Source organism: Stenotrophomonas sp. Ste86, from assembly GCF_024519465.1.
Lineage (GTDB): Bacteria > Pseudomonadota > Gammaproteobacteria > Xanthomonadales > Xanthomonadaceae > Stenotrophomonas.
This window is the reverse complement of record NZ_JALJRW010000025.1, coordinates 34,948-55,852: the sequence shown is the minus strand read 5'-3', so window position 1 is coordinate 55,852 and position 20,905 is coordinate 34,948. Positions and strand designations below refer to the sequence as shown.

Below are 20,905 nucleotides of genomic sequence, written 5' to 3'. Positions count from 1 at the left end.
GGGAATTGGGAATTGGGAATTGGGAATTGGGAATTGGGAATTGGGAATTGGGAATTGGGAATCGGGAATCGGGAATCGGGAATCGGGAATTCGGGAATTCGGGAATCGGGAATTCGGGAATTCGGGAATCGGGAATCGGGAATTCGGGAATTCGGGAATTCGGGGAATTCGGGGAATTCGGGGAATTCGGGGAATTCGGGGAATCGGGGAATCGGGGACTCGGGAGGCAGCGTAGAGCCGAGCCATGCTCGGCTGCTCTTGGCGCTGCACTGCCTGCCGAGCGTCGGCGTCTGCTTCGTCATTGTCTGGCCTGCCGAGCGTCGGCTTCGTCACTGTCTGGCCTGCCGAGCATGGCTCGGCACTACCGGAGATCGCGGCTTCGGCTTCGGCTTCGGCTTCGGCTTTGGCTTTGGCTTTGGCTTCGGCTTCGGCTTTGGCTTCGGCTTCGGCTTCGGGCTTTGGCTTCGGAGGGCCTTGCGGCAAACTACCCGTCTCCCCTCTTCGTTGCTCCTCCCATGAAAATCGTCGAAGTGCGCCATCCGCTGGTGCAGCACAAGATCGGCCTGATGCGCGATGCGTCCCTGAGCACCAAGGACTTCCGCGAGCTGGCCAATGAACTCGGCGGCCTGCTGGCCTACGAGGCCACCGCCGACCTGGATACCGAACCGCACACCCTCGCCGGCTGGGCCGGTCCGGTGACGGTGCAGCGCATCGCCGGCGCCAAAATCACCGTGGTGCCGATCCTGCGTGCCGGGCTGGGCATGCTCAGCGGCGTGTTGTCGCTGATTCCGGCCGCCCGGGTCAGCGTGGTGGGCCTGCAGCGTGATGAAGAAACCCTGCAGCCGGTGCCCTACTTCGAGCGCCTGACCGGCCGTCTGGAAGAGCGCGACGCGCTGATCCTGGACCCGATGCTGGCCACGGGCGGCACCCTGATCGCCACCATCGACATGCTCAAGCGCGCCGGCGCGCGCCGCATCAAGGGCATCTTCCTGGTTGCCGCCCCCGAAGGCATCGCCGCCGTCCAGGCCGTGCATCCGGACGTGGAGATCTACACGGCCGCCATCGATGCCCGCCTCAACGAAAAGGGCTACATCCTGCCGGGCCTGGGCGATGCCGGCGACCGCATCTTCGGTACCCGCGTCGTCGGCTGATCACCGAGACTGTCCCGGTGGCCGCATGCGGCCGCCGGCGACCTGGGGGCGCGCTGACGCGCCAATCCACCCCCGCCGGTAATTTCACGCCCTCTGCTCATGCCGGGGCAGAAGCTGCGCGCACCATCAACCCGTGCGTGGAGCGTTGCCATGAAAACCGTGTCCCTGCTGGCCTGCCTGCTGTTGATCGCCAGCCCCGTACTGGCCAGCGCCGCCACGCCACAGCAACAGCGCATGGCCGACTGCTCAGCCAAGAACAAGGGCAAGACCGGCGAGGACTACAAGTCCGCGCAAAAGGCCTGCCTGAGCGGCCCGGCACCGGCGGCGACCACGCCGCAGGAGCGCATGAAGCACTGCAACGCCGACGCCGCCACCCAAAAGCTGGCCGGCGATGCGCGCAAGACCTTCATGAGTAGTTGCCTGAAGGCGCATTGATCGCCGGGCGAAGTGCGGCCGATGATCCGATGGTGCCGCCCAACAATCGACACCCCATGACCCGGTAGTGCCGGCCGTTGGCCGGCTCCTCATGATCTTGCCGAAGACTACGTGGAGCCGGCCAGCGGCCGGCACTACCGATGCTGCCGACGACTACGTGGAGCCGGCCAGCGGCCGGCACTACCGATGCTGCCGGCGGCTACGGGGAGCCGGCCGGCGGCCGGCGCTACCGATTTTGCCGACTAGTACGTGGAGCCGGCCAGCGGCCGGCACTACCGATTTTGCCGACTACTACGGGGAGCCGGCCGGCGGCCGGCACTAGCCGGCGCTCACGCCAGCGCGCGCGCCTTCAATTCACCCTGCTCGTGGACGGTGCCGAAGCGGCCCTTCTCATCGCGGGCCACCTGCGCCAGCGCGCACTGCGGGTCGTGGGTAAAGAACAGGTGCACGTTGCGCGCCAGTTTGTCTTCCAGGAAGCTGCGCTTTTCGTCGATCAGCAATTCCGCGTTGCGGTCGTAGCCCATGGTGATCGGCACGTGCACCCACGAACGGCCGGGAATCAGGTCCGCACAGAACACCACGCCGCCACGTGCCTGGCCGTCGGCCTGCTCGGGGCCGACGATCTCGGCCAGCATCAGGCCGGGGGTGTGTCCGTCGCTGAAGCTGAAACGCACGCTGTTGCCGAGCGCCTTCGAATACGGCCCGTCCACGATCTCCAGGCGTCCACTGGCCTGCAGCAGCGCGGGCAGCTCCGGAATGAAGCTGGCCCGGTCGCGCGGGTGTGGTTGCAGGGCGCGTTGCCAGTGTTCGGCACCCACCAGGAACGTCGCGTTGGGGAACAGCAGTTCAGGCTCTCGGCCTTCGCTCCACTGCGCCAGCAGGCCGCCGGCGTGGTCGAAGTGCAGGTGGCTCAGCACCACCACGTCGATGTCCTCATGCTCGAAGCCGGCCTCGCGCAGGGATTCCATCAGCACGTGGCGCGGTTCCTGCACGCCGTAGCGTTCGCGCAGTTTCGGCTCGAAGAATGCGCCGATACCGGTTTCAAACAGCACGGTCTTGCCGGCCAGCGGGCTGGCCAGCAGTGCCCGGCAGGCCAGCTCGATCCGGTTCAGATCGTCCGGCGCCGCCCATTTTTCCCAGACCGTCCGCGGCGCATTGCCGAACATCGCACCGCCGTCCAGCTTCTGGGTGTTGCCGCGTATCGACCATAGTTTCATCGGCAAATTATCCGGCGCGGCGCGTTAAATATTCGCTAGGTGCCCATAACGAAAAACCCCGCCGGGCGGCGGGGTCTCGAACGCATGGACAGCGGCCGGGTTCAGCGGCCAGCGGCCGGGGTCACCGCCGCGCTGCCCACCGGGTTGCGCGGATCGCTGCCGCCGCTGAGCACGTTGCTGCGACGATCCCACTCCACCGTCTGCAGGTTGCCCCACACGTGGCTGGACCCGCGGCCGCCTTCGGCGCTGTCGCCGGGCAGTTCGATCTTGTGGCCCATCGCCTGCAGCTGCTTGATGGTGTCCACCGACAGCGCGCCGGTTTCGGCCGAGATTTCGTCCGGCAGCCACTGGTGGTGGTAGCGCGGCAATGCGGCCACCTGCTGCGCGCTCAGGCCATCGTCGTAGCCGAGGATGCCCAGCAGCACCATGGTGATGATGCGGCTGCCGCCCGGCGTGCCCAGCACCACCACCTTGTCCGGCGACTCCATGAAGGTCGGGGTCATCGAGCTGAGCATGCGCTTGCCCGGCTTCGGCGCGTTGGCCGCATAGCCCATCACCCCGAACGCGTTGGGGGTGCCCGGCTTCAGTGCGAAGTCGTCCATTTCGTTGTTGAGCAGCACGCCGGTGCCCTTGGGAATCAGCCCCGAGCCGTACAGCAGGTTCACCGTCTGGGTTGCGCCGACACGGTTGCCGTCGCGGTCGATGATGGAGAAGTGGGTGGTCTCATCGTCTTCCAGCGGGGTCGGATTGCCCGACAGCAGGTCGCTCGGCGTGGCCTTTTCCGGATGGATGGTCGCCCGCAGGCCCTGCGCGTAATCCTTGCTGGTCAGCACCTTCTGCGGAATCTGCACGAAGTCCGGATCGCCCAGGAAGAAGGTGCGATCGCGGTACGCGCGGCGCATCGCTTCCACCACCAGGTGGGTACGGTGCGCTTCATCCATCGACTTCAGGTCCCAACCTTCCAGGATCTGCAACATCGCCGCCAGCGCGATGCCACCAGAGGACGGCGGCGAGGCGGTGGTGATCTTCCAGTCACGGTAGTTGAACACGATCGGTTCGCGCAGCTTGACCCGGTAACCGGCCAGCTCCTCGGCGGTCCAGCGGCCGCCGGCCTGCTTCACGCCCGCCAACAGGGCCTTGCCGGTCTGGCCGCGATAGAACCCATCGAACCCCTGCGCGGCCAGCCGCTCCATCGTCGCTGCCAGTTCCGGCTGGCGGAACACATCGCCCTCTGCGATCGGCTTGCCATTGCGCAGGTACACCTCGCGGGTCCCGGGGTAGCGCTCCATCACCTCACGGCGCGCGGCGTAGCCCTTGGCCATGCGCGCGTACACCGGGAAGCCTTCACTGGCGATACGGATCGCCGGGCCCAGCGAGGTCCGCAGCGGCAGCTTGCCGTGCTTGCTGGACAGCTCCACCAGCGCTGCCGGCAGGCCCGGGATGCCCGCCGACCATGGACCGTTGACCGAGCGGTCGCGGTCCAGCTCGCCCTTTTTGTCCAGGAACGCCGCTTCGTTTGCCGACTGCGGCGCGGTCTCGCGCGCGTCCAGCATCACATCCTTGCCGGTGGCTGCATCGTGCAGGAGGAAGAAGCCGCCGCCGCCCAGCCCGGAGCTGATCGGCTCGACCACGGCCAGCGTCGAGGACACCGCCACCGCCGCATCGAAGGCGTTGCCGCCCTTGGCCAGGATCTCCATGCCGGCCTCGGTGGCCAGGTGGTGACCGCTGGCGATCGCCGCACCGTCGGGATGACTGGCCAGGGAACCCTGCGCCGGTGCGGCCGACCATGCCACCGGGGACCACAACAGGACGAGCAGCAACCAACGAGGCGACAACGTATTCATTCGGATGGGGGCTCCGCATAAAGTTCGGGATGGTCGCGCTGCAGACCGTACAGCTTCGCCAGCAGGGCGTCCTGGGTTTCCGGGATGTCCGGATCGGGATCGATGCATTCCACCGGGCAGACGACCACGCACTGTGGTTCGTCGAAATGTCCCACGCACTCGGTGCAGCGGGCCGGATCGATCACGTAGATGGTTTCACCCATCGAGATGGCCTGGTTGGGACAGGCGGGCTCACACACGTCACAGTTGACGCAGAGCTCATTGATTTTCAGCGACATGGCGTTACTCCACGCCCACGCCGGCGGATGAGGACCGACCCGCGCCGTGGCGCAGGCCGGTCATCGGCGGCTTCCCGGAAGAAGCCGCCCGGGCCACGCCACAGGCGCGGCCGCCACTGCACGGGTTACTTGGCTTCTACGAAGATGTACTCGGCGCCGGTCGGCTGCACGATGGACTGCACGCGGGCGTTGTCAGCGGCCTTGCCGATGAACACCACGCGCACACCCTTCATCGAGTCGGCCGGCACGTCCTTGAACACGGCCTGGATCATGTCGGCCATCTTCGAGGAAGCCGACGAACCGAAGGCCAGCATGTTGCCCGGCTGGATGCCGCGCGCGACGGCCTGGGTGGCGCTTTCAACCTGGCGCTCGTACTTGGCGGCGAACTCCGGATCGGACTCCGGCGAGAGGTAATACAGGAACGGGCTGTTGGTGATGTTGCCCATGTTCTGCACGGCTACGGCCTGCAGGTACTTCTTCCAGCCGGCGTCGTCATTGGCGTCCGGGGCGACCAGCGCCTGCTGGGCTTCGGCAACCGGAGCGGCCTCTTCCTTCTTGCAGGCGGTGAAGGCCAGCGCGAACGACGCGATCAACATGGCACGCATGGTGTTGTTCATGGAATTCCTCCCTTGGTGATTCTTGGTATGTGTGGGTCTGACGGGTTTTTACGACGGGCCCGACTTCGCTTCGCGGACCTTGCGCAGCGCCTCGAGCACCGAGGCCGGCACGAAGCCGGACACGTCGCCGCCCAGGCGGGCGATCTCGCGGACCAGCGAAGACGAAATGAAGCTGTGCTGCTCGGCCGGGGTCAGGAACAGGGTCTCGACCTCGGGGATCAGATGACGGTTCATGCTCGCCATCTGGAATTCGTACTCGAAATCGGACACCGCGCGCAGACCGCGCAGCAGTACGCCGCCATGCACCGAGCGCACGAAATGCGCCAGCAGCGTATCGAAACCGATCACCTCCACGTTGCGATTGTGCCCCAGGGCCTCGCGCGCCAGCTGCACACGCAGCTCCAGCGGCAGCGTTGGGCCCTTGGACGGGCTCTGCGCCACGCCAACCACGACCTTCTCGAACAGCGGCGCGGCCCGGTTCACCAGGTCGATGTGACCGTTGGTGATCGGATCGAAGGTGCCCGGGTACACGGCAATGCGGCGGTTGGCCACGGTCATACGTCAGCTACACGTTGTGATCTGGTGAAAGTGTAGCAGTGGCGCGGCGGTACAGGGCAAAACGCACCTCCCGGGTCCCGCCCTCGCGGTGCAGCAGCCACGGCGCGGGCACCCGCGGCGCCTGCTCGGCCGGTGCCTCCAGGTACAGCCAGGCATCGGCGGCCAGGTGCGGCCCCAGCCCCGCCAGCACTTGGTCCCACAGCCCCGCCGCGAACGGCGGGTCCACGAACACGATATCGGCCTGCCCGGCCGGCGCCTGCGCCAGCCACTGCAGCGCATCGGCCTGCACCACCTGCACCTGCCCCTGCGCGCCCAGCTTGGCCACCGAGTCGCGCAGCTGCCGGGACAACGCCGCGTCGCGCTCCACCAGCGTCGCCTGCCCGGCCCCACGCGACACCGCTTCCAGCCCCAGCGCACCGCTGCCGGCGAACAGATCCAGCACCCGCGCCCCACCGATGCGCGGCATCAGCCAGTTGAACAGCGTCTCCCGGACCCGATCACTACTGGGCCGCAGGCCCGGCGACAGCGGTACCGGCAACTTCGTGCCGCGCCACTTGCCACCGATGATCCGCACCTGGCCCACGGCCGCCGCCACCGGCTGGCGCGGTTTCATGCGCGGCTCCGGGCGAGGACGGTGGAAGGGGCGTACGGGCGGAAAGGAGTCATGGGCACGAAGGTCGGGCGATTCAGACCTGCATTCTAGGCGCTGAACCCGGGCGCGCGCGTCACGCACCACAGGCGGCACATGGCGACCTCCTCAATGGACGGCGGATCCATTCCGCCGCTCATAGCGCGACACTGCTGCCCGCCATTTTCCACACCGATGGCCTGGCCAGCATCCATGCGAATATTTCATCGACAGACGGTGAGTTTCGAGACGGAATACGCCACATAGTTCCGCCTGGCCAACGAGAATCCAAATGCCGCATCAGCGGTCACCTGGACACTCACAATGAAGAAATTCGCATTCGCCCTGACAGTTGCATTTCCAGTATCTGCGACCCCTCCTTCCGCCCTCCAGGATCGGGTGGAAATGAATACAAGCGGAGAGAGGACCCTGATCAGAGCCTCTGAGTGGCCAGACTTCCAAGGAGGCCTTGTCGCTGTCGAACAGCGTCTGGTGATGAACGAGGACGGGAATCCCACCTATCAGTATTCCCGCCAAAGCAAAGCAACACAGCTTTACCATGAGGCGTTCTGCCTCGAAAAGAATGCCCGCCCGGCTGGTGGCGAGGCAGTGCTGGAAGGCAGTATTGCAGCCTGGATATGCGAGTTACGCGATGGGGATGAAGTGCTCGCCCCACAAGCGGCCAGCCCTCAGCACCCGCAGTCATCGACGGACAGGTCCTCCGATTATGTTCTTGCAAATGCACCCAATGGCTCAGCCAGCGCAGGGGTCAACTTCCACTCCACGGGCACTATTCGCTACAGCAACTCAAGCTCCGGCTCAATGCGAGGCAGTGTCTCGGCCGACAGCGGAAGGTGTGCGACGTATTTCTCTCAACAATAGAATGATTCGTTCAGCGGAAGTCATATTGCAAACGCGATCTGTATCGTTCACGAGCCGAGAAGGATATCGACCAAAATGGAAGGGTGCGTCCCCCGCCTATGCGGGTCCGATAGTGGATCGGTGACCGTCAACTGAAAGAAGCGCACTCGATCTCCAGTCCCGGCAGGTCTGCCCGCGGGTACGCCGCGTCATGAGTAAAGGGGGCGGCCTGGGATCTCGCTGCGGCCTACGCATTCAGACGCCACGCGTCGGCACTGGCTCCGCGCCGCCTCTGCACGCCCTTGAAAACCCACCCCACCACCCCTACCCCTTGACCAGCCGCCGCGCCGGGCGCGGCATCGTCCAAGGAGCACCGCCACCCATGACCGAGCAGACCCAAAAGCAGACCCTGGGCTTCCAGACCGAAGTCAAACAGCTGCTGCAGCTGATGATCCACTCGCTGTATTCCAACAAGGAAATCTTCCTTCGCGAGCTCATCTCCAACGCCGCCGACGCCTCCGACAAGCTCCGCTTTGAAGCGCTGACCCAACCGGCCCTGCTCGAAAACGGTGGCGACCTGCGCATCCGCGTCAGCTTTGACCCCGATACCCATACCCTCACCATCGACGACAACGGCATCGGCATGAGCCGCGAAGACGCCATCGCCCACCTTGGCACCATCGCCAAGTCCGGCACCGGCGACTTCCTGCGCCAGCTCTCCGGCGACCAGAAGAAGGATTCGCAGCTGATCGGCCAGTTCGGCGTCGGCTTCTACAGCGCCTTCATCGTCGCCGACCAGGTCGACGTCTATTCACGCCGCGCCGGCCTGCCTGCCAGCGAGGGCGTGCACTGGTCCTCGCGCGGCGAAGGCGAGTTCGACGTTGAAGCCATCGACAAGCCCGAGCGTGGCACCCGCATCGTCCTGCAGCTCAAGGACGACCAGCAGGACTTCGTCGACGGCTGGCGCCTGCGCAGCATCATCAAGAAGTACTCGGACCATATCGGCCTGCCGATCCAGATGGTCAAGGAACACCACGGCGAGGATGCCCCGGCCGAGGTCGAATGGGAAACCGTCAACCGCGCCAGCGCGCTGTGGACCCGCCCGCGCACCGAGATCACCGACGCCGAGTACCAGGAGTTCTACAAGCACGCCGCGCACGACCACCAGGACGCGCTGGCCTGGAGCCACAACAAGGTCGAAGGCAAGCTCGAGTACACCTCCCTGCTGTACGTCCCCGGCCACGCCCCGTTCGACCTGTACCACCGCGACGCGCCCAAGGGCCTGAAGCTGTACGTCCAGCGCGTGTTCGTGATGGACCAGGCCGAACAGTTCCTGCCGATGTACCTGCGTTTCATCAAGGGCGTGGTCGATTCCAACGACCTGTCCCTGAATGTCTCGCGCGAAATCCTGCAGTCCGGCCCGGTCATCGACTCGATGAAGTCGGCGCTGACCAAGCGCTCGCTGGACATGCTCGACAAGCTCGCCAACGACAAGCCCGAGGTCTATGCCGGCTTCTGGAAGCAGTTCGGCCAGGTGCTCAAGGAAGGCCCCGCTGAGGACTTCAACAACCGCGAGAAGATCGCCGGACTGCTGCGCTTTGCCTCCACCCATGACGCCAGCGGCGAGCAGAGCGTGTCGCTGGCCGATTACGTCGGCCGCATGATCGACGGCCAGGACAAGATCTACTACCTGACCGGCGACAGCCACACCCAGGTCAAGGACAGCCCGCACCTGGAAGTGTTCCGCAAGAAGGGCATCGAAGTGCTGCTGCTCACCGACCGCATCGACGAATGGCTGATGGGCTACCTGACCGAGTTCGACGGCAAGTCGTTCGCCGACGTCGCCCGTGGCGACCTCGACCTGGGCGCGCTGGAAAGCGCGGAAGACAAGCAGGCGCAGGAGGCCGTGGCCAAGGACAAGCAGGCCCTGGTCGAACGCATCAAGACCGCGCTGGGCGACGACGTGGCAGCCGTGCGCGTCTCGCACCGCCTCACCGATTCCCCGGCGATCCTGGCCATCGGCGAACAGGACCTGGGCATGCAGATGCGTCAGATCCTGGAAGCCAGCGGCCAGAAGGTGCCCGACAGCAAGCCGGTGTTCGAGTTCAACCCCGGCCACCCGTTGATCGGCAAGCTGGACCAGGAAGCGGACAGCGCGCGCTTCGACGACCTCAGCCGGGTGCTGTTCGACCAGGCCGCGCTCGCCGCCGGCGACACACTGAAGGATCCGGCCGCTTACGTGCGCCGGCTCAACAAGCTGCTGCTGGAGTTGTCGGCGTAAGGCGAGGTGTGGCCCAGGTGCCGGCCGCTGGCCGGCCTTGGGAACCCGCACGTGCCGACCGCTGACCGCCGGTTGGGAACCCGGTAGTGCCGGCCGCTGGCCGGCTCTTGGGAACCCAGGTAGTGCCGGCCGCTGGCCGGCTTCATGCATGCGCTCCCGAGGCTCATGAGGAGCCGGCCAGCGGCCGGCACTACATTAACTTCGGAAACATGTGCATGGAGCCGGCCAGCGGCCGGCACTACCGGTGACTGAAGGGAGCCGGCCAGCGGCCGGCACTACCGGTGACTGCAGGGAGCCGGCCAGCGGCCGGCGCCACCGGTCAGCTGCGTGGATACGGTCTCAGGCGCGCTCGTCCAGCAACGCGCCGAGCATCTGGTCGCTGCCGCGGATCAACGCGGCGTTGGCACTGAAGGTCAGCACCGCGTCCTTTGCGGCAAGCAGGTCTGAAACCGGTGCGCCGGGATCGGGCGCACCCTCGACCAGACTGGCCTGCACCCCGCCTCCGACCACCGAGCTCTGTGCCACCCCGATCCGGGGGGAATCCTCCACCGGCAAACGCGCCACGTTGGCCGCAGCGGCCTGTACCCCAAGGCTCGCGGCACGCATGCCCGAGCTGGCAATGGACATCACGTTCACGCTGCTGCACTCCACGATGCATGGCCGGCGTCCGATGACGCAGGCATCCAAAGCCGTTAACGGCCGCACCACCACAGACTGTAGAGCCGACCGTTGGTCGGCTGCCCGCCGACACTGCCCCCCCCCACGTTCGCACTGCCGTCCAAGGGCGCAGTGGTAGCATATCCCCCTGATTTCAGCGCCGAATCCAATGCTCAGTTTCTTCCGTCGCAAAAAGCCCCAGGACGCTCCGCAGGACGCGCCCAAGACCCAGCACTACTCGGCCGAAGAGCTGGCAGCGGCGTTCCCGCAGGCCAGTGAAGACGGCCCGTCGGCGCCCGCGCCCGTCCAGCCGCCGGCTGCCACGGTCCCCAGCGTCGCCGTGCCGGTGGCCGCGCCTGCACCAGCGGTCGCGCCGGTTGCGCCCGCGGAAGCGGCGCCGCCGGTCGTCCCGGCACCGGCCGCACCGGTCGTGGAAGCACCTGCGGCACCGACTGCGCCGGTCGTAGCGGCACCTGCGGCACCTGCGGCACCGGTCGCACCCGTCGTCCAGACCGCCCCGGTCGCCATCGCCGAACCGATCGCCGCCCCGCTGCCGCCGCCGGTGCTGGTCGCCAGCGAGATCGTGCAGGAAGCCGCGCAGCCGCTGGCCACCGTGCCCGATGACAACAGCGCCCCCGCCGCCGCGCCGGGCAAGCCCGGTTGGCGCGACCGGCTGCGCAACAGCGTCATCGCGCGCAGCTTCGGCGGCCTGTTCTCGCGCAACCCCAAGCTCGACGACGACCTGCTGGATGAACTGGAAACGGCGCTGATCACCGCCGACGTTGGTGTCGGCGCGACCACCGCATTGGTCGAAGGCCTGCGCAAGCGCATGAAGGCGCGCGAATTCGCCGATGCCAACGCGCTGCTGGCCGCGCTGCGTGGCGAACTCATCGCGATCCTGCAGCCGGTGTCCAAGCCCCTGGTCATCGACCGCAACGCCAAGCCCTTCGTGGTGCTCACCGTCGGCGTCAACGGCGTCGGCAAGACCACCACCATCGGCAAGCTGGCCAAGCGCTTCAAGGACGACGGCCACAGCCTGATGCTGGCCGCCGGCGACACCTTCCGCGCCGCCGCCGTGGCCCAGCTGCAGGCCTGGGGTGAGCGCAACGGCGTGGCCGTGATCGCGCAGGGCCAGAACGCCGACGCCGCGTCGGTGGCGTTCGACGCCCTGCAGGCCGGCAAGGCGCGCGGCACCGAGGTGCTGATCGCCGACACCGCCGGCCGCCTGCACACCCAGGGCGGGCTGATGAACGAACTGGGCAAGATCCGCCGCGTGCTCGGCAAGATCGACCCGGCCGCCCCGCACGAAGTGCTCATGGTCATCGACGGCACCACCGGCCAGAACGCGCTTTCGCAGCTGCGTCAGTTCCATGCCGCGGTCAACGTGACCGGGCTGGTGGTGACCAAGCTGGACGGCACCGCCAAGGGCGGCGTGGTGTTCGCGCTGGCGCGCGAGTTCAACATTCCCATCCGCTTCGCCGGCATCGGCGAGCGTCCGGAAGACCTGCGCGTGTTCGACCCGGAAGCCTTCGTCGACGCGCTGCTGCCCGACGCACTGGGCGGCTGACCGGACGGCGCGCGGGACATACGCGCGCCTCCGGTAGAGCCACCCCATGGGTGGCTGCTCGACCAGGCTGGCCCGCGCGTATGCGGCGGCCGGCGCAGCTACCTCCAGCGCAGCCAGATTCAGCGCAGCCACCCATGGGGTGGCTCTACCCCGCCTCACCGGGAATCCCCTTGCCACGCCAGCCAACCGCCAGCGCCCCCACGCCCACCGACGATGCCTTCGTCGCGCGCCTGCTGCCGTGGTTCGACGGCCACGGGCGGCATGACCTGCCGTGGCAGCATCCACGCTCGCCGTACCGGGTGTGGCTGTCGGAGATCATGCTGCAGCAGACCCAGGTCAGCACGGTCATCCCCTACTTCCTGAAATTCCTGCAGGTGTTCCCCACCCTGCCCGCCCTGGCGGCCGCCAGCAACGATGCGGTGATGGCGCAGTGGGCCGGGCTGGGCTACTACGCCCGCGCGCGCAACCTGCATGCGGCGGCCAAGCGCTGCGTCGAGCTGCACGGCGGCGAGCTGCCGCGCGATGTCGATGCGCTGCATGCGCTGCCGGGCATCGGCCGCAGCACGGCAGGCGCGATCCTCAGCCAGGCCTGGAACGACCGCTTTGCGATCCTCGACGGCAATGTCAAACGCGTGCTGACCCGCTACCACGGCATCGAGGGTTTCCCCGGCCTGCCGGCGGTGGAAAAAGTGCTGTGGGCATTGGCCGAAGCACACGTACAGCATGTGCCCGACGCGCACCTGGCCGATTACACCCAGGCGCAGATGGACATGGGCGCGACGATCTGCACCCGCAGCCGGCCCGCGTGCGCGATCTGCCCGCTGCAGGACGACTGCGTGGCACGCCGCGAAGGCCGCACGGACCAGCTCCCCACGCCCAAACCGAGCAAGACCCTGCCCGAACGCGAGGCGGTGGCGTTGCTGCTGCGCGACGGCAGCGGCCGCGTACTGCTGCAGAAGCGGCCGGACACCGGCATCTGGGCACAGCTATGGACGCTGCCGCAGGCCGACACCGGCATGCAGCTGCAGGACTGGTTCGACGCGCACATCGACGGTTCGCTGGAAGATGCCGAGCCGCTGCCGGTGCTCCAGCACACCTTCAGTCATTACCGGCTGCACCTGCAGGTACTGGTGCGCCGGGTGCAGGGCCTGCGCGCGCAAGATCCCGGCCTGCGCTGGGTCGATGCCCAAGCACTGGCCACGCTTGGCCTGCCCGCCCCGATCCGCAAGCTGCTGGAGACCGGCGCGCCGCCCGCATCGCCCAAGCGCCGTACAATGCGACGCGCACCATCCTCACCCGATTCCGAGTAAGCCATGCCCCGCACCGTTTTCTGCCAGTACGAACAACGCGACACCGAAGGCCTGGACTTCGTGCCCTACCCCGGCGAACTGGGCCAGCGCATCTTCAACGGCATCGGCAAGAGCGCCTGGAGTGCCTGGCTGGCGCACCAGACCATGCTGATCAACGAAAACCGGCTGTCGCCGCGCGATCCCAAGCACCGCGCGTTCCTGGAAACCGAACTGGTCAAATACCTGTTCGAGAAGGATGCCGAGAAGCCGGCCGGATTCGTCCCGGAGGCGTGATTCCAGCGCGCTGCCGACCTGCAGCCGGCAGCGATCGGCTCCTCCGGCGGCATCCCGCTGCCATGCATTCTCCGCCCGCGCGCGCGGCAGTGGCCGGGACGCAACGACCGATCATGAGACGCCCTACACGACGGCAGAACGGCCGGCACGCAGTTACTTCGCCGGCGCGGCCTGGACTTCCTCGCGCTCCTGCACCTGCGCCTGGCGCAGCTGCTTCTCCGAGGAACGCAGGGCCTGCACATCCAGCTTGCGGATGCTGTCAATGAAGCACGGCATGTTCATCGGGCCCGGGGTCGGGTCGCGCACCAGCACCTTGTCGAAGCGTGCCGAGACCCGCCCGACCCTGCTGGTCAGCGCGATCGCCGGCGCGTAATCCAGGCCTTGGCAGGGCCCGCGCAGTTCCAGTAGATAGCCTTCGCTCGGACGCGTCCACACTGCCAACGCGCTGTCGCCCAGTTCGGTCCAACCCGACAACGATCCGTACAGCGGCATGTCCTGCTGCGGCGGGCCGGCATGGGCACGGTAGAGGGCCAGCCGCTCATCGCCGCTCAAGCGGCCGGTGGTCGCGCAGCCGACCAGGGTCAGGCACAGCGCGGCGGTTGCGATCAGGGTCTTCATGGCGCCTCCATCGGGGATGAATGCGCCGATGATGCACCCCTCGCGTGAGGCCGGCGCCACGGTCGCGCCGGCCATTCAGCGGCCAGCTCAGACCTGGCTGTGGGCCAGTGCGTGCAGGCGCCCTTCGCGCAGTTCCAGCACGCGGTCGAGCTTGCGCGCCAGGCTGCGGTCGTGGGTCACCAGCACCAGGCTGGTGTGGTACGCACGGTTCAACTCCAGCATCAGCTCGAACACGGTGCCGGCGGTCTTGTCGTCCAGGTTGCCGGTCGGCTCATCGCCCAGCACGCACGCCGGCCGGTTGACCAGCGCGCGCGCCACGGCGGCACGCTGTCGCTCGCCGCCGGACAGCTCGCCGGGCTTGTGCTCCAGCCGATGCCCCAGCCCGACCGATTCCAGCAGGGCCTGCGCGCGGCTCTTGGCCGTCGCCACCGCTTCGCCGCCCAGCAGCCCCGGCATCATCACGTTTTCCAGCGCGGTGAATTCCGGCAGCAGGTGGTGGAACTGGTACACAAAGCCAAGCGCGCGGTTGCGCAGCTGGCCACGCTGGCCGTCAGACAGCCCGGACATGCGCTGGCCGGCCACGAACACCTCACCGGCGGTCGGCGTATCCAGCCCGCCCAGCAGGTGCAGCAGGGTGCTCTTGCCGGCGCCGGAGGCACCGATGATGGCCACCGTCTCACCGGCGGTTACGCTCAGATCCAGGCCGTTGAACACCGGGGTCTGCATGCGACCTTCGGCATAGGTCTTGGCGAGCCCTTCGGCGCGGATCACTTCATCGCCGCGGTTGATCGGCTCATTCATAGCGCAGGGCCTCCGCCGGCTGGGTGCGGGCGGCGCGCCACGCGGGGTACAGCGTGGCCAGGAAGCTCATGGCCAGCGCGATCACGGTGATGACGATGATGTCCGGGGTCTGCATGTCGGTCGGCAGGCCGGTGATGTAGTAGACGTCCTCCGGCAGCAGCTTGACGTTGAACAGGGTTTCGATCGCACCGAGGATGCGCTCCAGGTTCAAGGTCAGGGTGATGCCGCCGATCACGCCGGCAACGGTGCCGATGATGCCGATCAGCGAGCCCTGCACCATGAACACCTGCATCACCCCGCCCGGGGTGAGCCCCAGCGTGCGCAGGATGGCGATGTCTGCCTGCTTGTCGGTGACCAGCATCACCTGCGAGGACACCAGATTGAACGCGCCCATGGCGATGATCAGCGAGAGCAGGATGCCCATCACCACCTTTTCCATGCGCAGCGAGTGGTACAGGTTGGCGTTCTGCTGGGTCCAGTCGCTGACCCGGTAACCGCCGCCCAGGGTGTGGGCCAGGTCCACGCCCACGTCCAGCGCCTTGTCCATGTCATGCAGTTTCAGCCGCACGCCGGTGACCCCGTCCATGCGCAGCACGCGCTCCAGGTCGGCCATGTTGGCGAACGCCACGCCCTTGTCAATTTCGTTGTAGCCGGCCTCGAAGATGCCGCTGACGGTGAAGCGCTTCAGCCGCGGCATCGCCCCGACCGGAGTGCCCTGCACTTCGGCCAGCGTCACCAGCACGGTATCGCCGACGTCCACGCCCAGCCAGATCGCCAGCTCCTTGCCGACCAGCAGGTTGTAGCTGCCGGTCGTGAGGCTGTCGAAGCTGCCCTTGACCAGTTTCTGGTTGATCACCGAGACACCCGGCTCCAGCGCAGGATCGATGCCCTGCACGATCGCACCCTGCACGCGCGGACCGCTGAGCATGGCCTGGATCTCGATATACGGCGCGGCACCCGCCACGCGCGGATCCTTCTTGGCCGTATCCACCGCACGCTGCCAGTCCGACATCGGCGCGCCGTCGGTGGTGATGGTGGTATGGGCGGTCATCTGCAGCAGGCGGTCGCGGATTTCCTTCTGGAAACCACTCATCACCGCCAGCGTGGTGATCAGCACGGTAACGCCAAGGGCGATACCGAGGATGGAGGCCATTGAAATGAAGGAGATGAAACCGTTGCGGCGTTTAGCGCGCAGATAGCGCAGACCGATTGAAACAGGGATGGGTTTGAACATGCAGGTGCGCCGGACAATTCAGGCTATGGTGCCACTGCCGGACGTGAACGGGAAATGCAGTGTGCGCGGACGGCCAGACGCAGTTCACGTCGCGACGCCGGCGCCAGCGTATCGGGCCAGAACAGCCGCCAGCGCCGCCGCCCCTGCTGGCGCCAGGCCAGTTGCAGCAGGACCCCGCGATCGGACAATTGCAGGTCCTCGACGGCCTTGCCGTCCACCTGTGCCAAGGCTTCACCAGGCAGAATCACGATGCGCTGCGCCGGCGTCCGCCAATACCGCCATGCCTCGGCCCCGCCCAACAACAGGGCCAGCAGCGATGCGGGCCAGCGCAGCCCGGCGGGCAGGTCGCTGCTGCACAGCGCCCAAGGCGCCAGCGCGGTGATCAGCAGCTGCGCCCCGCACTGCCAGCGCGAAGGGCGCCACTCAAGCCGGCAGGGCGCGGATCCGGGCGATGAGCGCGGCGGGCTGGGCATGCGGGCACTCCTCGTAACCCATGAACCAGCGCCACAACTTATCGTCCTCGCTCTCCAGCAGGAACAGGAAAACCTCGCGCTCTTCTGTAGGGGCCTGCAACCAGCAACGGTCCAGGTAACGGCCGAACAGCTGGTCCAGCTCGCGCATGCCGCGGCGGCAACGCCAGCGCAGCTTCTTCAGTTCAGTGGCTTCGTCCATCGACGTGGATGCATCCATAAAGGCGGCGACCGCTGGGTCGCCCGAAACGACAGCGGCACCAGACCTTCCGGTCGGTGCCGCCGATGTCGCCCGCGCCTGCGCGCGGGCGGTGCTGAAACCACTCAATCAGGCGCGGCGCGCCATCATCAGCTTCTTGATCTCGGCAATGGCCAGCGCCGGGTTCAAGCCCTTCGGGCAGGTCCGCGAGCAGTTCATGATGGTGTGGCAGCGGTACAGCTTGAACGGGTCTTCCAGCTCGTCCAGGCGCGCACCGGTGTCTTCATCGCGCGAGTCGACGATCCAGCGGTAGGCCTGCAGCAGGATCGCCGGGCCCAGGTAACGCTCGCCGTTCCACCAGTAGCTCGGGCAGCTGGTCGAGCAGCACGCGCACAGGATGCACTCGTACAGGCCGTCGAGCTTCTTGCGGTCTTCCGGCGACTGCAGGCGCTCGCGATCCGGCGGCGGCGGGGTCTGGGTACGGATCCACGGCTTGATCGAGGCGTACTGCGCGTAGAAATGGGTCAGGTCCGGGACCAGATCCTTGACCACGCTCATGTGCGGCAGCGGGTAGATCGGCACTTCGGCCTTGCCGCAGTCGGCGATGGCGCGGGTGCAGGCCAGCGTGTTGGTGCCGTCGATGTTCATCGCGCACGAACCGCAGATGCCCTCGCGGCACGAACGACGGAAGGTCAGGGTCGGATCGACCTCGTTCTTGATCTTGATCAGCGCGTCCAGAACCATCGGGCCGCAGCTGTCCAGGTCGATCTCGTACGTGTCGGTACGCGGGTTGCTGTCGTCGTCGGGACTCCAGCGGTAGATCTTGAAAGTGCGCGTGTTCTTCGCACCGCTCTTGGCGGGGAAGTGCTTGCCCTTTCCGATCTTGGAATTCTTGGGGAGGGAAAACTCGGCCATGGCTGTTCTCGTTGGCTCAGGCGGCTCGCGCTGCGAAGCAGGCGCGGGTTGCACGGAAGATGAGGAAGTCGACACCGCCGGCCAGCGGCGCACGTGCCACCCCACCCGGGTGGGTGGCGGTGGTCGCGAGCGCTGCGTGGACGGAGGTCATGCCGCAGGTCTCTTAGTAAACGCGCGGCTTGGGCGGCACCACGTCCACGTCCTTGCTCAACGTGTACATGTGCACCGGACGGTAGTCGAAGCTGCACTTGCCGTTGTCGTCGACGTTGACCAGCGTGTGCTTCTGCCAGTTGACGTCGTCGCGGTCCGGGAAGTCCTCATGCGCATGCGCGCCACGGCTTTCCTTGCGCTGTTCGGCCGAGTTGATCGTTGCCACCGCATTGAGCAGCAGGTTGTTCAGCTCGTAGGTTTCGATCAGGTCCGAGTTCCACACCAGCGAGCGGTCGGTCACCTTGACGTCCTGGAAGGAGTCGAAGATTTCGGACATCTTGGCGCAGCCCTCTTCCAGCGTTTTGCTGGTACGGAACACCGCTGCATCGTTCTGCATGGTGCGCTGCATGTTGTCGCGGATGACCGAGGTCGGGGTGTCGCCGTTGGCGTAACGCAGCTTGTCCAGCAGGCCCAGCGCCTTGTCGCACGCATCCGACGGCAGGGTCTTGTGCGGCGCACCGGACTTGATGGTCTCGGCGCAACGGTTGGCCACCGCACGACCGAACACGACCAGATCCAGCAGCGAGTTCGAACCCAGGCGGTTGGCACCGTGCACGGAGACGCACGCCGCTTCGCCGATCGCATACAGGCCCGGCACCACCGCATCGGGGTTGTCGCCGACCTTGCGCACGACTTCGCCGTGGTAGTTGGTCGGGATGCCACCCATGTTGTAGTGCACGGTCGGGATGACCGGGATCGGCTGGGAGTGCACGTCCACGCCGGCGAAGATGCGCGCGCTTTCGGCGATACCCGGCAGCTTGTCGTCGATCACGCCCGGGCCGAGGTGGGTCAGGTCGAGCAGGATGTGGTCCTTGTGCTCGCCGACGCCGCGGCCTTCGCGGATCTCGATGGTCATCGAACGCGACACCACGTCGCGCGAGGCCAGATCCTTGTAGTGCGGTGCGTAGCGCTCCATGAAGCGCTCGCCGTTGCTGTTGCGCAGGATGCCGCCTTCGCCGCGCACGCCTTCGGTGATCAGGCAGCCGGCGCCGTAGATGCCGGTCGGGTGGAACTGCACGAACTCCATGTCCTGCATCGGCAGGCCGGCGCGCATGACCAGACCGCCGCCGTCGCCGGTGCAGGTGTGGGCCGAGGTGGCGCTGAAGTAGGCGCGGCCGTAGCCGCCGGTGGCCAGCACCACGCCGTGGGCGCGGAACAGGTGCAGCGAGCCGTCGGCCATGTCCAGCGCGAGCACGCCGCGGCAGACGCCTTCGTCATCGAAGATCAGGTCGAGCGCGAAGTACTCGATCATGAAGCGCGCGTTGTGCGCCAGCGACTGCTGGTACAGCGTGTGCAGCATGGCGTGGCCGGTACGGTCGGCGGCGGCGCAGGTGCGCTGCGCGGACGGGCCTTCGCCGTACTTGGTGGTCATGCCACCGAACGGGCGCTGGTAGATCTTGCCTTCTTCGGTACGGCTGAACGGCACACCGTAGTGCTCCAGTTCGATGATGGCCGGAATCGCTTCGCGGCACATGTACTCGATCGCGTCCTGGTCACCCAGCCAATCCGAGCCCTTGATGGTGTCGAAGAAGTGGTAGCGCCAGTCGTCCTCACCCATGTTGCCCAGCGCGGCGGAGATGCCACCCTGCGCGGCCACGGTGTGCGAACGGGTCGGGAAGACCTTGGTCAGGCAGACGGTCTGCAGGCCCTTGGCGGCAAGACCGAACGTAGCGCGCAGGCCAGCACCGCCGGCGCCGACCACGACCATGTCGTACTTGTGTTCCGTAATCTTGTAAGCGGACATCTAATCTGGATTCCTGTCTTGGTGCCTGGACTCAGGCAACGCCGAGCGCAATGCGGGCGACCGCAAACACACTGACGATCGCGCCGAGCACGGCGATGAACTTCACCGTGGTCTGCAGCGCCAGGGCCAGCAGCGAGTTGTGGATGTAGTCTTCCAGCACGACCTGCAGGCCGAGCTGGGCGTGCCAGAACATCGCGACCAGGAAGCCGACCAGCAGCACCGCATTCCACGGCTTGGACACCGCGTCGGTGGCGGTCACGTAATCGGCGCCGATCAGGCTCAGCACGAACACCAGGAACCAGATGGTCAGGCCGACCAGCGCGGTGGCGGTCAGGCGCTGCATCACGAAGTGCTCGGTGCCGGTCTTGGCGGCGCCCAGGCCACGCACGTTCTTCAGCGGGGTACGGTACTTGTTCATGCGGCCGCTCCCAGGAAGACGTAGGCCCACACCAGCGCGGTGATCACCAGGCTGGCGAACACCGAGATCCAGCTGCTGCGCACGAAGGCGGGGATGGAGAAGCCGATCGCGAAGTCCTGCACGATATGGCGCAGGCCATTGCACAGGTGGTAGGCGAAGGACCAGGTCCATGCGAACAGGAACAGCTTGCCGTACCAGCTGCCGGCATGGCCGGTGAAGCAGTTCCAGGATTCAGGACCCATCATCAGGGCGAGCAGGCCGCCGGCAATGATCAGGGCTCCAACAGACAGAAAGATGCCGGTGGCTCGATGCAGGATCGAGGTGGCCATCTGGATCTGCCAGCGATACACCTGAAGGTGCGGGGAAAGGGGACGTTCTCTGGCGGCCATTCGCTGGGCTCGTTGTCTCGGCTGGGCGGCGCAATGCCGCGTTGGCTCAATGCTGATCAGAAATCGATGCAGCGTCCGTTTTTCTCCCAATCTCCATACCGCACCGGATCGAGTCCGCCGCGGCCACCAATCTCCACAGGCACCGCGGGCGTCTCGGGAAGCGGCTGCTTCTCGTCGACCTGCGGGGCATCGGAGTCGGATTCTGGAGTGGGGGTTGTTTGGCCTATCAT

Annotated in this window: 24 protein-coding genes and 1 pseudogene; 7 read left to right on the top strand and 18 right to left on the bottom strand. The window is 66.6% G+C overall.

Annotated elements, in window-relative coordinates; genetic code table 11:
• Positions 1-483 (bottom strand): annotated as a pseudogene (locus NR101_RS16950) (hypothetical protein); the annotation flags it as partial.
• Positions 484-515: 32 nt separating this feature from the next.
• On the opposite strand from NR101_RS16950, the gene upp reads away from it, so the two are divergent.
• Both upp and NR101_RS16940 read left to right on the top strand, forming a co-directional pair.
• Entirely contained in the window at positions 516-1,151 is a 636-nt protein-coding gene (upp, locus tag NR101_RS16945; protein WP_256774052.1) for a uracil phosphoribosyltransferase, read from the top strand.
• A gap of 150 nt (positions 1,152-1,301) precedes the next feature.
• Positions 1,302-1,586 carry a PsiF family protein gene (locus NR101_RS16940; RefSeq protein WP_256774053.1) on the top strand — a complete coding sequence of 95 codons (285 nt, stop codon included), beginning with the start codon at positions 1,302-1,304 and terminating at the stop codon, positions 1,584-1,586.
• A 329-nt stretch (positions 1,587-1,915) separates the two neighbouring features.
• Here the strand turns inward: NR101_RS16940 and NR101_RS16935 are convergent, their stop codons facing one another.
• From NR101_RS16935 to rsmD, 6 genes are all read right to left on the bottom strand, one after another.
• On the bottom strand, positions 1,916-2,803 hold the full coding sequence (locus tag NR101_RS16935; protein ID WP_256774054.1) for an MBL fold metallo-hydrolase: 888 nt from the start codon (positions 2,801-2,803) through the stop codon (positions 1,916-1,918).
• Between the two features lie 101 nt (positions 2,804-2,904).
• Positions 2,905-4,647 (bottom strand): gamma-glutamyltransferase, encoded by a 1,743-nt coding sequence (gene ggt / locus NR101_RS16930; protein ID WP_256774055.1) that lies wholly within the window; start codon positions 4,645-4,647, stop codon positions 2,905-2,907.
• Entirely contained in the window at positions 4,644-4,925 is a 282-nt protein-coding gene (locus NR101_RS16925; protein WP_228887506.1) for a YfhL family 4Fe-4S dicluster ferredoxin, read from the bottom strand. Before NR101_RS16925 ends, ggt begins: the two co-directional genes overlap by 4 nt.
• 125 nt (positions 4,926-5,050) lie before the next feature.
• Positions 5,051-5,542, bottom strand: coding sequence for a hypothetical protein (locus tag NR101_RS16920; RefSeq protein ID WP_256774056.1), 492 nt, complete (start codon positions 5,540-5,542; stop codon positions 5,051-5,053).
• A gap of 48 nt (positions 5,543-5,590) precedes the next feature.
• Positions 5,591-6,100 carry a pantetheine-phosphate adenylyltransferase gene (gene coaD / locus NR101_RS16915; RefSeq protein ID WP_256774057.1) on the bottom strand — a complete coding sequence of 170 codons (510 nt, stop codon included), beginning with the start codon at positions 6,098-6,100 and terminating at the stop codon, positions 5,591-5,593.
• A 7-nt stretch (positions 6,101-6,107) separates the two neighbouring features.
• The gene (gene rsmD, locus NR101_RS16910; RefSeq protein WP_256774058.1) at positions 6,108-6,713 is read right to left on the bottom strand and encodes a 16S rRNA (guanine(966)-N(2))-methyltransferase RsmD; all 606 of its coding nucleotides are present in this window, start codon (positions 6,711-6,713) and stop codon (positions 6,108-6,110) included.
• 339 nt (positions 6,714-7,052) lie between these two features.
• Here rsmD and NR101_RS16905 point away from each other — a divergent pair, with 339 nt between their 5' ends.
• The gene (locus NR101_RS16905) at positions 7,053-7,610 is read left to right on the top strand and encodes a hypothetical protein (RefSeq protein WP_256774059.1); all 558 of its coding nucleotides are present in this window, start codon (positions 7,053-7,055) and stop codon (positions 7,608-7,610) included.
• A 361-nt stretch (positions 7,611-7,971) separates the two neighbouring features.
• Positions 7,972-9,870, top strand: coding sequence for a molecular chaperone HtpG (gene htpG, locus NR101_RS16900; protein WP_256774060.1), 1,899 nt, complete (start codon positions 7,972-7,974; stop codon positions 9,868-9,870).
• Between the two features lie 339 nt (positions 9,871-10,209).
• On the opposite strand, the gene NR101_RS16895 is transcribed toward htpG, so the two are convergent.
• The gene (locus tag NR101_RS16895; protein WP_256774061.1) at positions 10,210-10,506 is read right to left on the bottom strand and encodes a hypothetical protein; all 297 of its coding nucleotides are present in this window, start codon (positions 10,504-10,506) and stop codon (positions 10,210-10,212) included.
• 190 nt (positions 10,507-10,696) lie between these two features.
• Here NR101_RS16895 and ftsY point away from each other — a divergent pair, with 190 nt between their 5' ends.
• From ftsY to NR101_RS16880, 3 genes are all read left to right on the top strand, one after another.
• Positions 10,697-12,094 carry a signal recognition particle-docking protein FtsY gene (gene ftsY, locus NR101_RS16890; protein WP_256774062.1) on the top strand — a complete coding sequence of 466 codons (1,398 nt, stop codon included), beginning with the start codon at positions 10,697-10,699 and terminating at the stop codon, positions 12,092-12,094.
• A gap of 170 nt (positions 12,095-12,264) precedes the next feature.
• Positions 12,265-13,404 carry an A/G-specific adenine glycosylase gene (mutY, locus tag NR101_RS16885; RefSeq protein WP_256774063.1) on the top strand — a complete coding sequence of 380 codons (1,140 nt, stop codon included), beginning with the start codon at positions 12,265-12,267 and terminating at the stop codon, positions 13,402-13,404.
• Between the two features lie 3 nt (positions 13,405-13,407).
• The gene (locus tag NR101_RS16880) at positions 13,408-13,677 is read left to right on the top strand and encodes an oxidative damage protection protein (RefSeq protein WP_038689032.1); all 270 of its coding nucleotides are present in this window, start codon (positions 13,408-13,410) and stop codon (positions 13,675-13,677) included.
• Between the two features lie 153 nt (positions 13,678-13,830).
• Here NR101_RS16880 and NR101_RS16875 read toward each other — a convergent pair whose 3' ends face one another.
• From NR101_RS16875 to NR101_RS16830, 10 genes are all read right to left on the bottom strand, one after another.
• Complete coding sequence (locus NR101_RS16875) at positions 13,831-14,295, bottom strand: DUF6491 family protein (RefSeq protein WP_256774064.1); 465 nt, start codon at positions 14,293-14,295, stop codon at positions 13,831-13,833.
• Between the two features lie 87 nt (positions 14,296-14,382).
• Positions 14,383-15,096, bottom strand: coding sequence for a lipoprotein-releasing ABC transporter ATP-binding protein LolD (gene lolD / locus NR101_RS16870; RefSeq protein WP_256774065.1), 714 nt, complete (start codon positions 15,094-15,096; stop codon positions 14,383-14,385).
• Positions 15,089-16,330, bottom strand: coding sequence for a lipoprotein-releasing ABC transporter permease subunit (locus NR101_RS16865; RefSeq protein ID WP_256774066.1), 1,242 nt, complete (start codon positions 16,328-16,330; stop codon positions 15,089-15,091). The genes lolD and NR101_RS16865 overlap by 8 nt, the downstream gene beginning before the upstream one ends.
• 23 nt (positions 16,331-16,353) lie before the next feature.
• A complete protein-coding gene (locus NR101_RS16860; protein WP_256774067.1) occupies positions 16,354-16,803 on the bottom strand; it encodes a hypothetical protein in 450 nt (149 codons plus the stop codon).
• Positions 16,754-17,002, bottom strand: a complete 249-nt coding sequence (locus tag NR101_RS16855) for a succinate dehydrogenase assembly factor 2 (protein WP_128095617.1) — start codon at positions 17,000-17,002, stop codon at positions 16,754-16,756. Before NR101_RS16855 ends, NR101_RS16860 begins: the two co-directional genes overlap by 50 nt.
• A 126-nt stretch (positions 17,003-17,128) precedes the next feature.
• A complete protein-coding gene (locus NR101_RS16850) occupies positions 17,129-17,914 on the bottom strand; it encodes a succinate dehydrogenase iron-sulfur subunit (protein ID WP_038689041.1) in 786 nt (261 codons plus the stop codon).
• A gap of 163 nt (positions 17,915-18,077) precedes the next feature.
• Positions 18,078-19,868, bottom strand: coding sequence for a succinate dehydrogenase flavoprotein subunit (gene sdhA / locus NR101_RS16845; RefSeq protein ID WP_256774069.1), 1,791 nt, complete (start codon positions 19,866-19,868; stop codon positions 18,078-18,080).
• A 31-nt stretch (positions 19,869-19,899) separates the two neighbouring features.
• A complete protein-coding gene (sdhD, locus tag NR101_RS16840; protein WP_088432212.1) occupies positions 19,900-20,286 on the bottom strand; it encodes a succinate dehydrogenase, hydrophobic membrane anchor protein in 387 nt (128 codons plus the stop codon).
• A complete protein-coding gene (gene sdhC / locus NR101_RS16835; protein WP_256774070.1) occupies positions 20,283-20,675 on the bottom strand; it encodes a succinate dehydrogenase, cytochrome b556 subunit in 393 nt (130 codons plus the stop codon). The genes sdhD and sdhC overlap by 4 nt, the downstream gene beginning before the upstream one ends.
• 56 nt (positions 20,676-20,731) lie before the next feature.
• Positions 20,732-20,905 carry a DUF1674 domain-containing protein gene (locus NR101_RS16830; RefSeq protein WP_256774071.1) on the bottom strand — a complete coding sequence of 58 codons (174 nt, stop codon included), beginning with the start codon at positions 20,903-20,905 and terminating at the stop codon, positions 20,732-20,734.

Bases quoted from the DNA above. Each gene is read 5' to 3' on its own strand.
- upp (WP_256774052.1), top strand. From the start codon at position 516: ATGAAAATCGTCGAAGTGCGCCATCCGCTGGTGCAGCACAAGATCGGC.
- NR101_RS16940 (WP_256774053.1), top strand. From the start codon at position 1,302: ATGAAAACCGTGTCCCTGCTGGCCTGCCTGCTGTTGATCGCCAGCCCC.
- NR101_RS16935 (WP_256774054.1), bottom strand. From the start codon at position 2,803: ATGAAACTATGGTCGATACGCGGCAACACCCAGAAGCTGGACGGCGGT.
- ggt (WP_256774055.1), bottom strand. From the start codon at position 4,647: ATGAATACGTTGTCGCCTCGTTGGTTGCTGCTCGTCCTGTTGTGGTCC.
- NR101_RS16925 (WP_228887506.1), bottom strand. From the start codon at position 4,925: ATGTCGCTGAAAATCAATGAGCTCTGCGTCAACTGTGACGTGTGTGAG.
- NR101_RS16920 (WP_256774056.1), bottom strand. From the start codon at position 5,542: ATGAACAACACCATGCGTGCCATGTTGATCGCGTCGTTCGCGCTGGCC.
- coaD (WP_256774057.1), bottom strand. From the start codon at position 6,100: ATGACCGTGGCCAACCGCCGCATTGCCGTGTACCCGGGCACCTTCGAT.
- rsmD (WP_256774058.1), bottom strand. From the start codon at position 6,713: ATGAAACCGCGCCAGCCGGTGGCGGCGGCCGTGGGCCAGGTGCGGATC.
- NR101_RS16905 (WP_256774059.1), top strand. From the start codon at position 7,053: ATGAAGAAATTCGCATTCGCCCTGACAGTTGCATTTCCAGTATCTGCG.
- htpG (WP_256774060.1), top strand. From the start codon at position 7,972: ATGACCGAGCAGACCCAAAAGCAGACCCTGGGCTTCCAGACCGAAGTC.
- ftsY (WP_256774062.1), top strand. From the start codon at position 10,697: ATGCTCAGTTTCTTCCGTCGCAAAAAGCCCCAGGACGCTCCGCAGGAC.
- NR101_RS16880 (WP_038689032.1), top strand. From the start codon at position 13,408: ATGCCCCGCACCGTTTTCTGCCAGTACGAACAACGCGACACCGAAGGC.
- NR101_RS16875 (WP_256774064.1), bottom strand. From the start codon at position 14,295: ATGAAGACCCTGATCGCAACCGCCGCGCTGTGCCTGACCCTGGTCGGC.
- lolD (WP_256774065.1), bottom strand. From the start codon at position 15,096: ATGAATGAGCCGATCAACCGCGGCGATGAAGTGATCCGCGCCGAAGGG.
- NR101_RS16865 (WP_256774066.1), bottom strand. From the start codon at position 16,330: ATGTTCAAACCCATCCCTGTTTCAATCGGTCTGCGCTATCTGCGCGCT.
- NR101_RS16860 (WP_256774067.1), bottom strand. From the start codon at position 16,803: ATGCCCAGCCCGCCGCGCTCATCGCCCGGATCCGCGCCCTGCCGGCTT.
- NR101_RS16855 (WP_128095617.1), bottom strand. From the start codon at position 17,002: ATGGACGAAGCCACTGAACTGAAGAAGCTGCGCTGGCGTTGCCGCCGC.
- NR101_RS16850 (WP_038689041.1), bottom strand. From the start codon at position 17,914: ATGGCCGAGTTTTCCCTCCCCAAGAATTCCAAGATCGGAAAGGGCAAG.
- sdhA (WP_256774069.1), bottom strand. From the start codon at position 19,868: ATGTCCGCTTACAAGATTACGGAACACAAGTACGACATGGTCGTGGTC.
- sdhD (WP_088432212.1), bottom strand. From the start codon at position 20,286: ATGAACAAGTACCGTACCCCGCTGAAGAACGTGCGTGGCCTGGGCGCC.
- sdhC (WP_256774070.1), bottom strand. From the start codon at position 20,675: ATGGCCGCCAGAGAACGTCCCCTTTCCCCGCACCTTCAGGTGTATCGC.
- NR101_RS16830 (WP_256774071.1), bottom strand. From the start codon at position 20,905: ATGATAGGCCAAACAACCCCCACTCCAGAATCCGACTCCGATGCCCCG.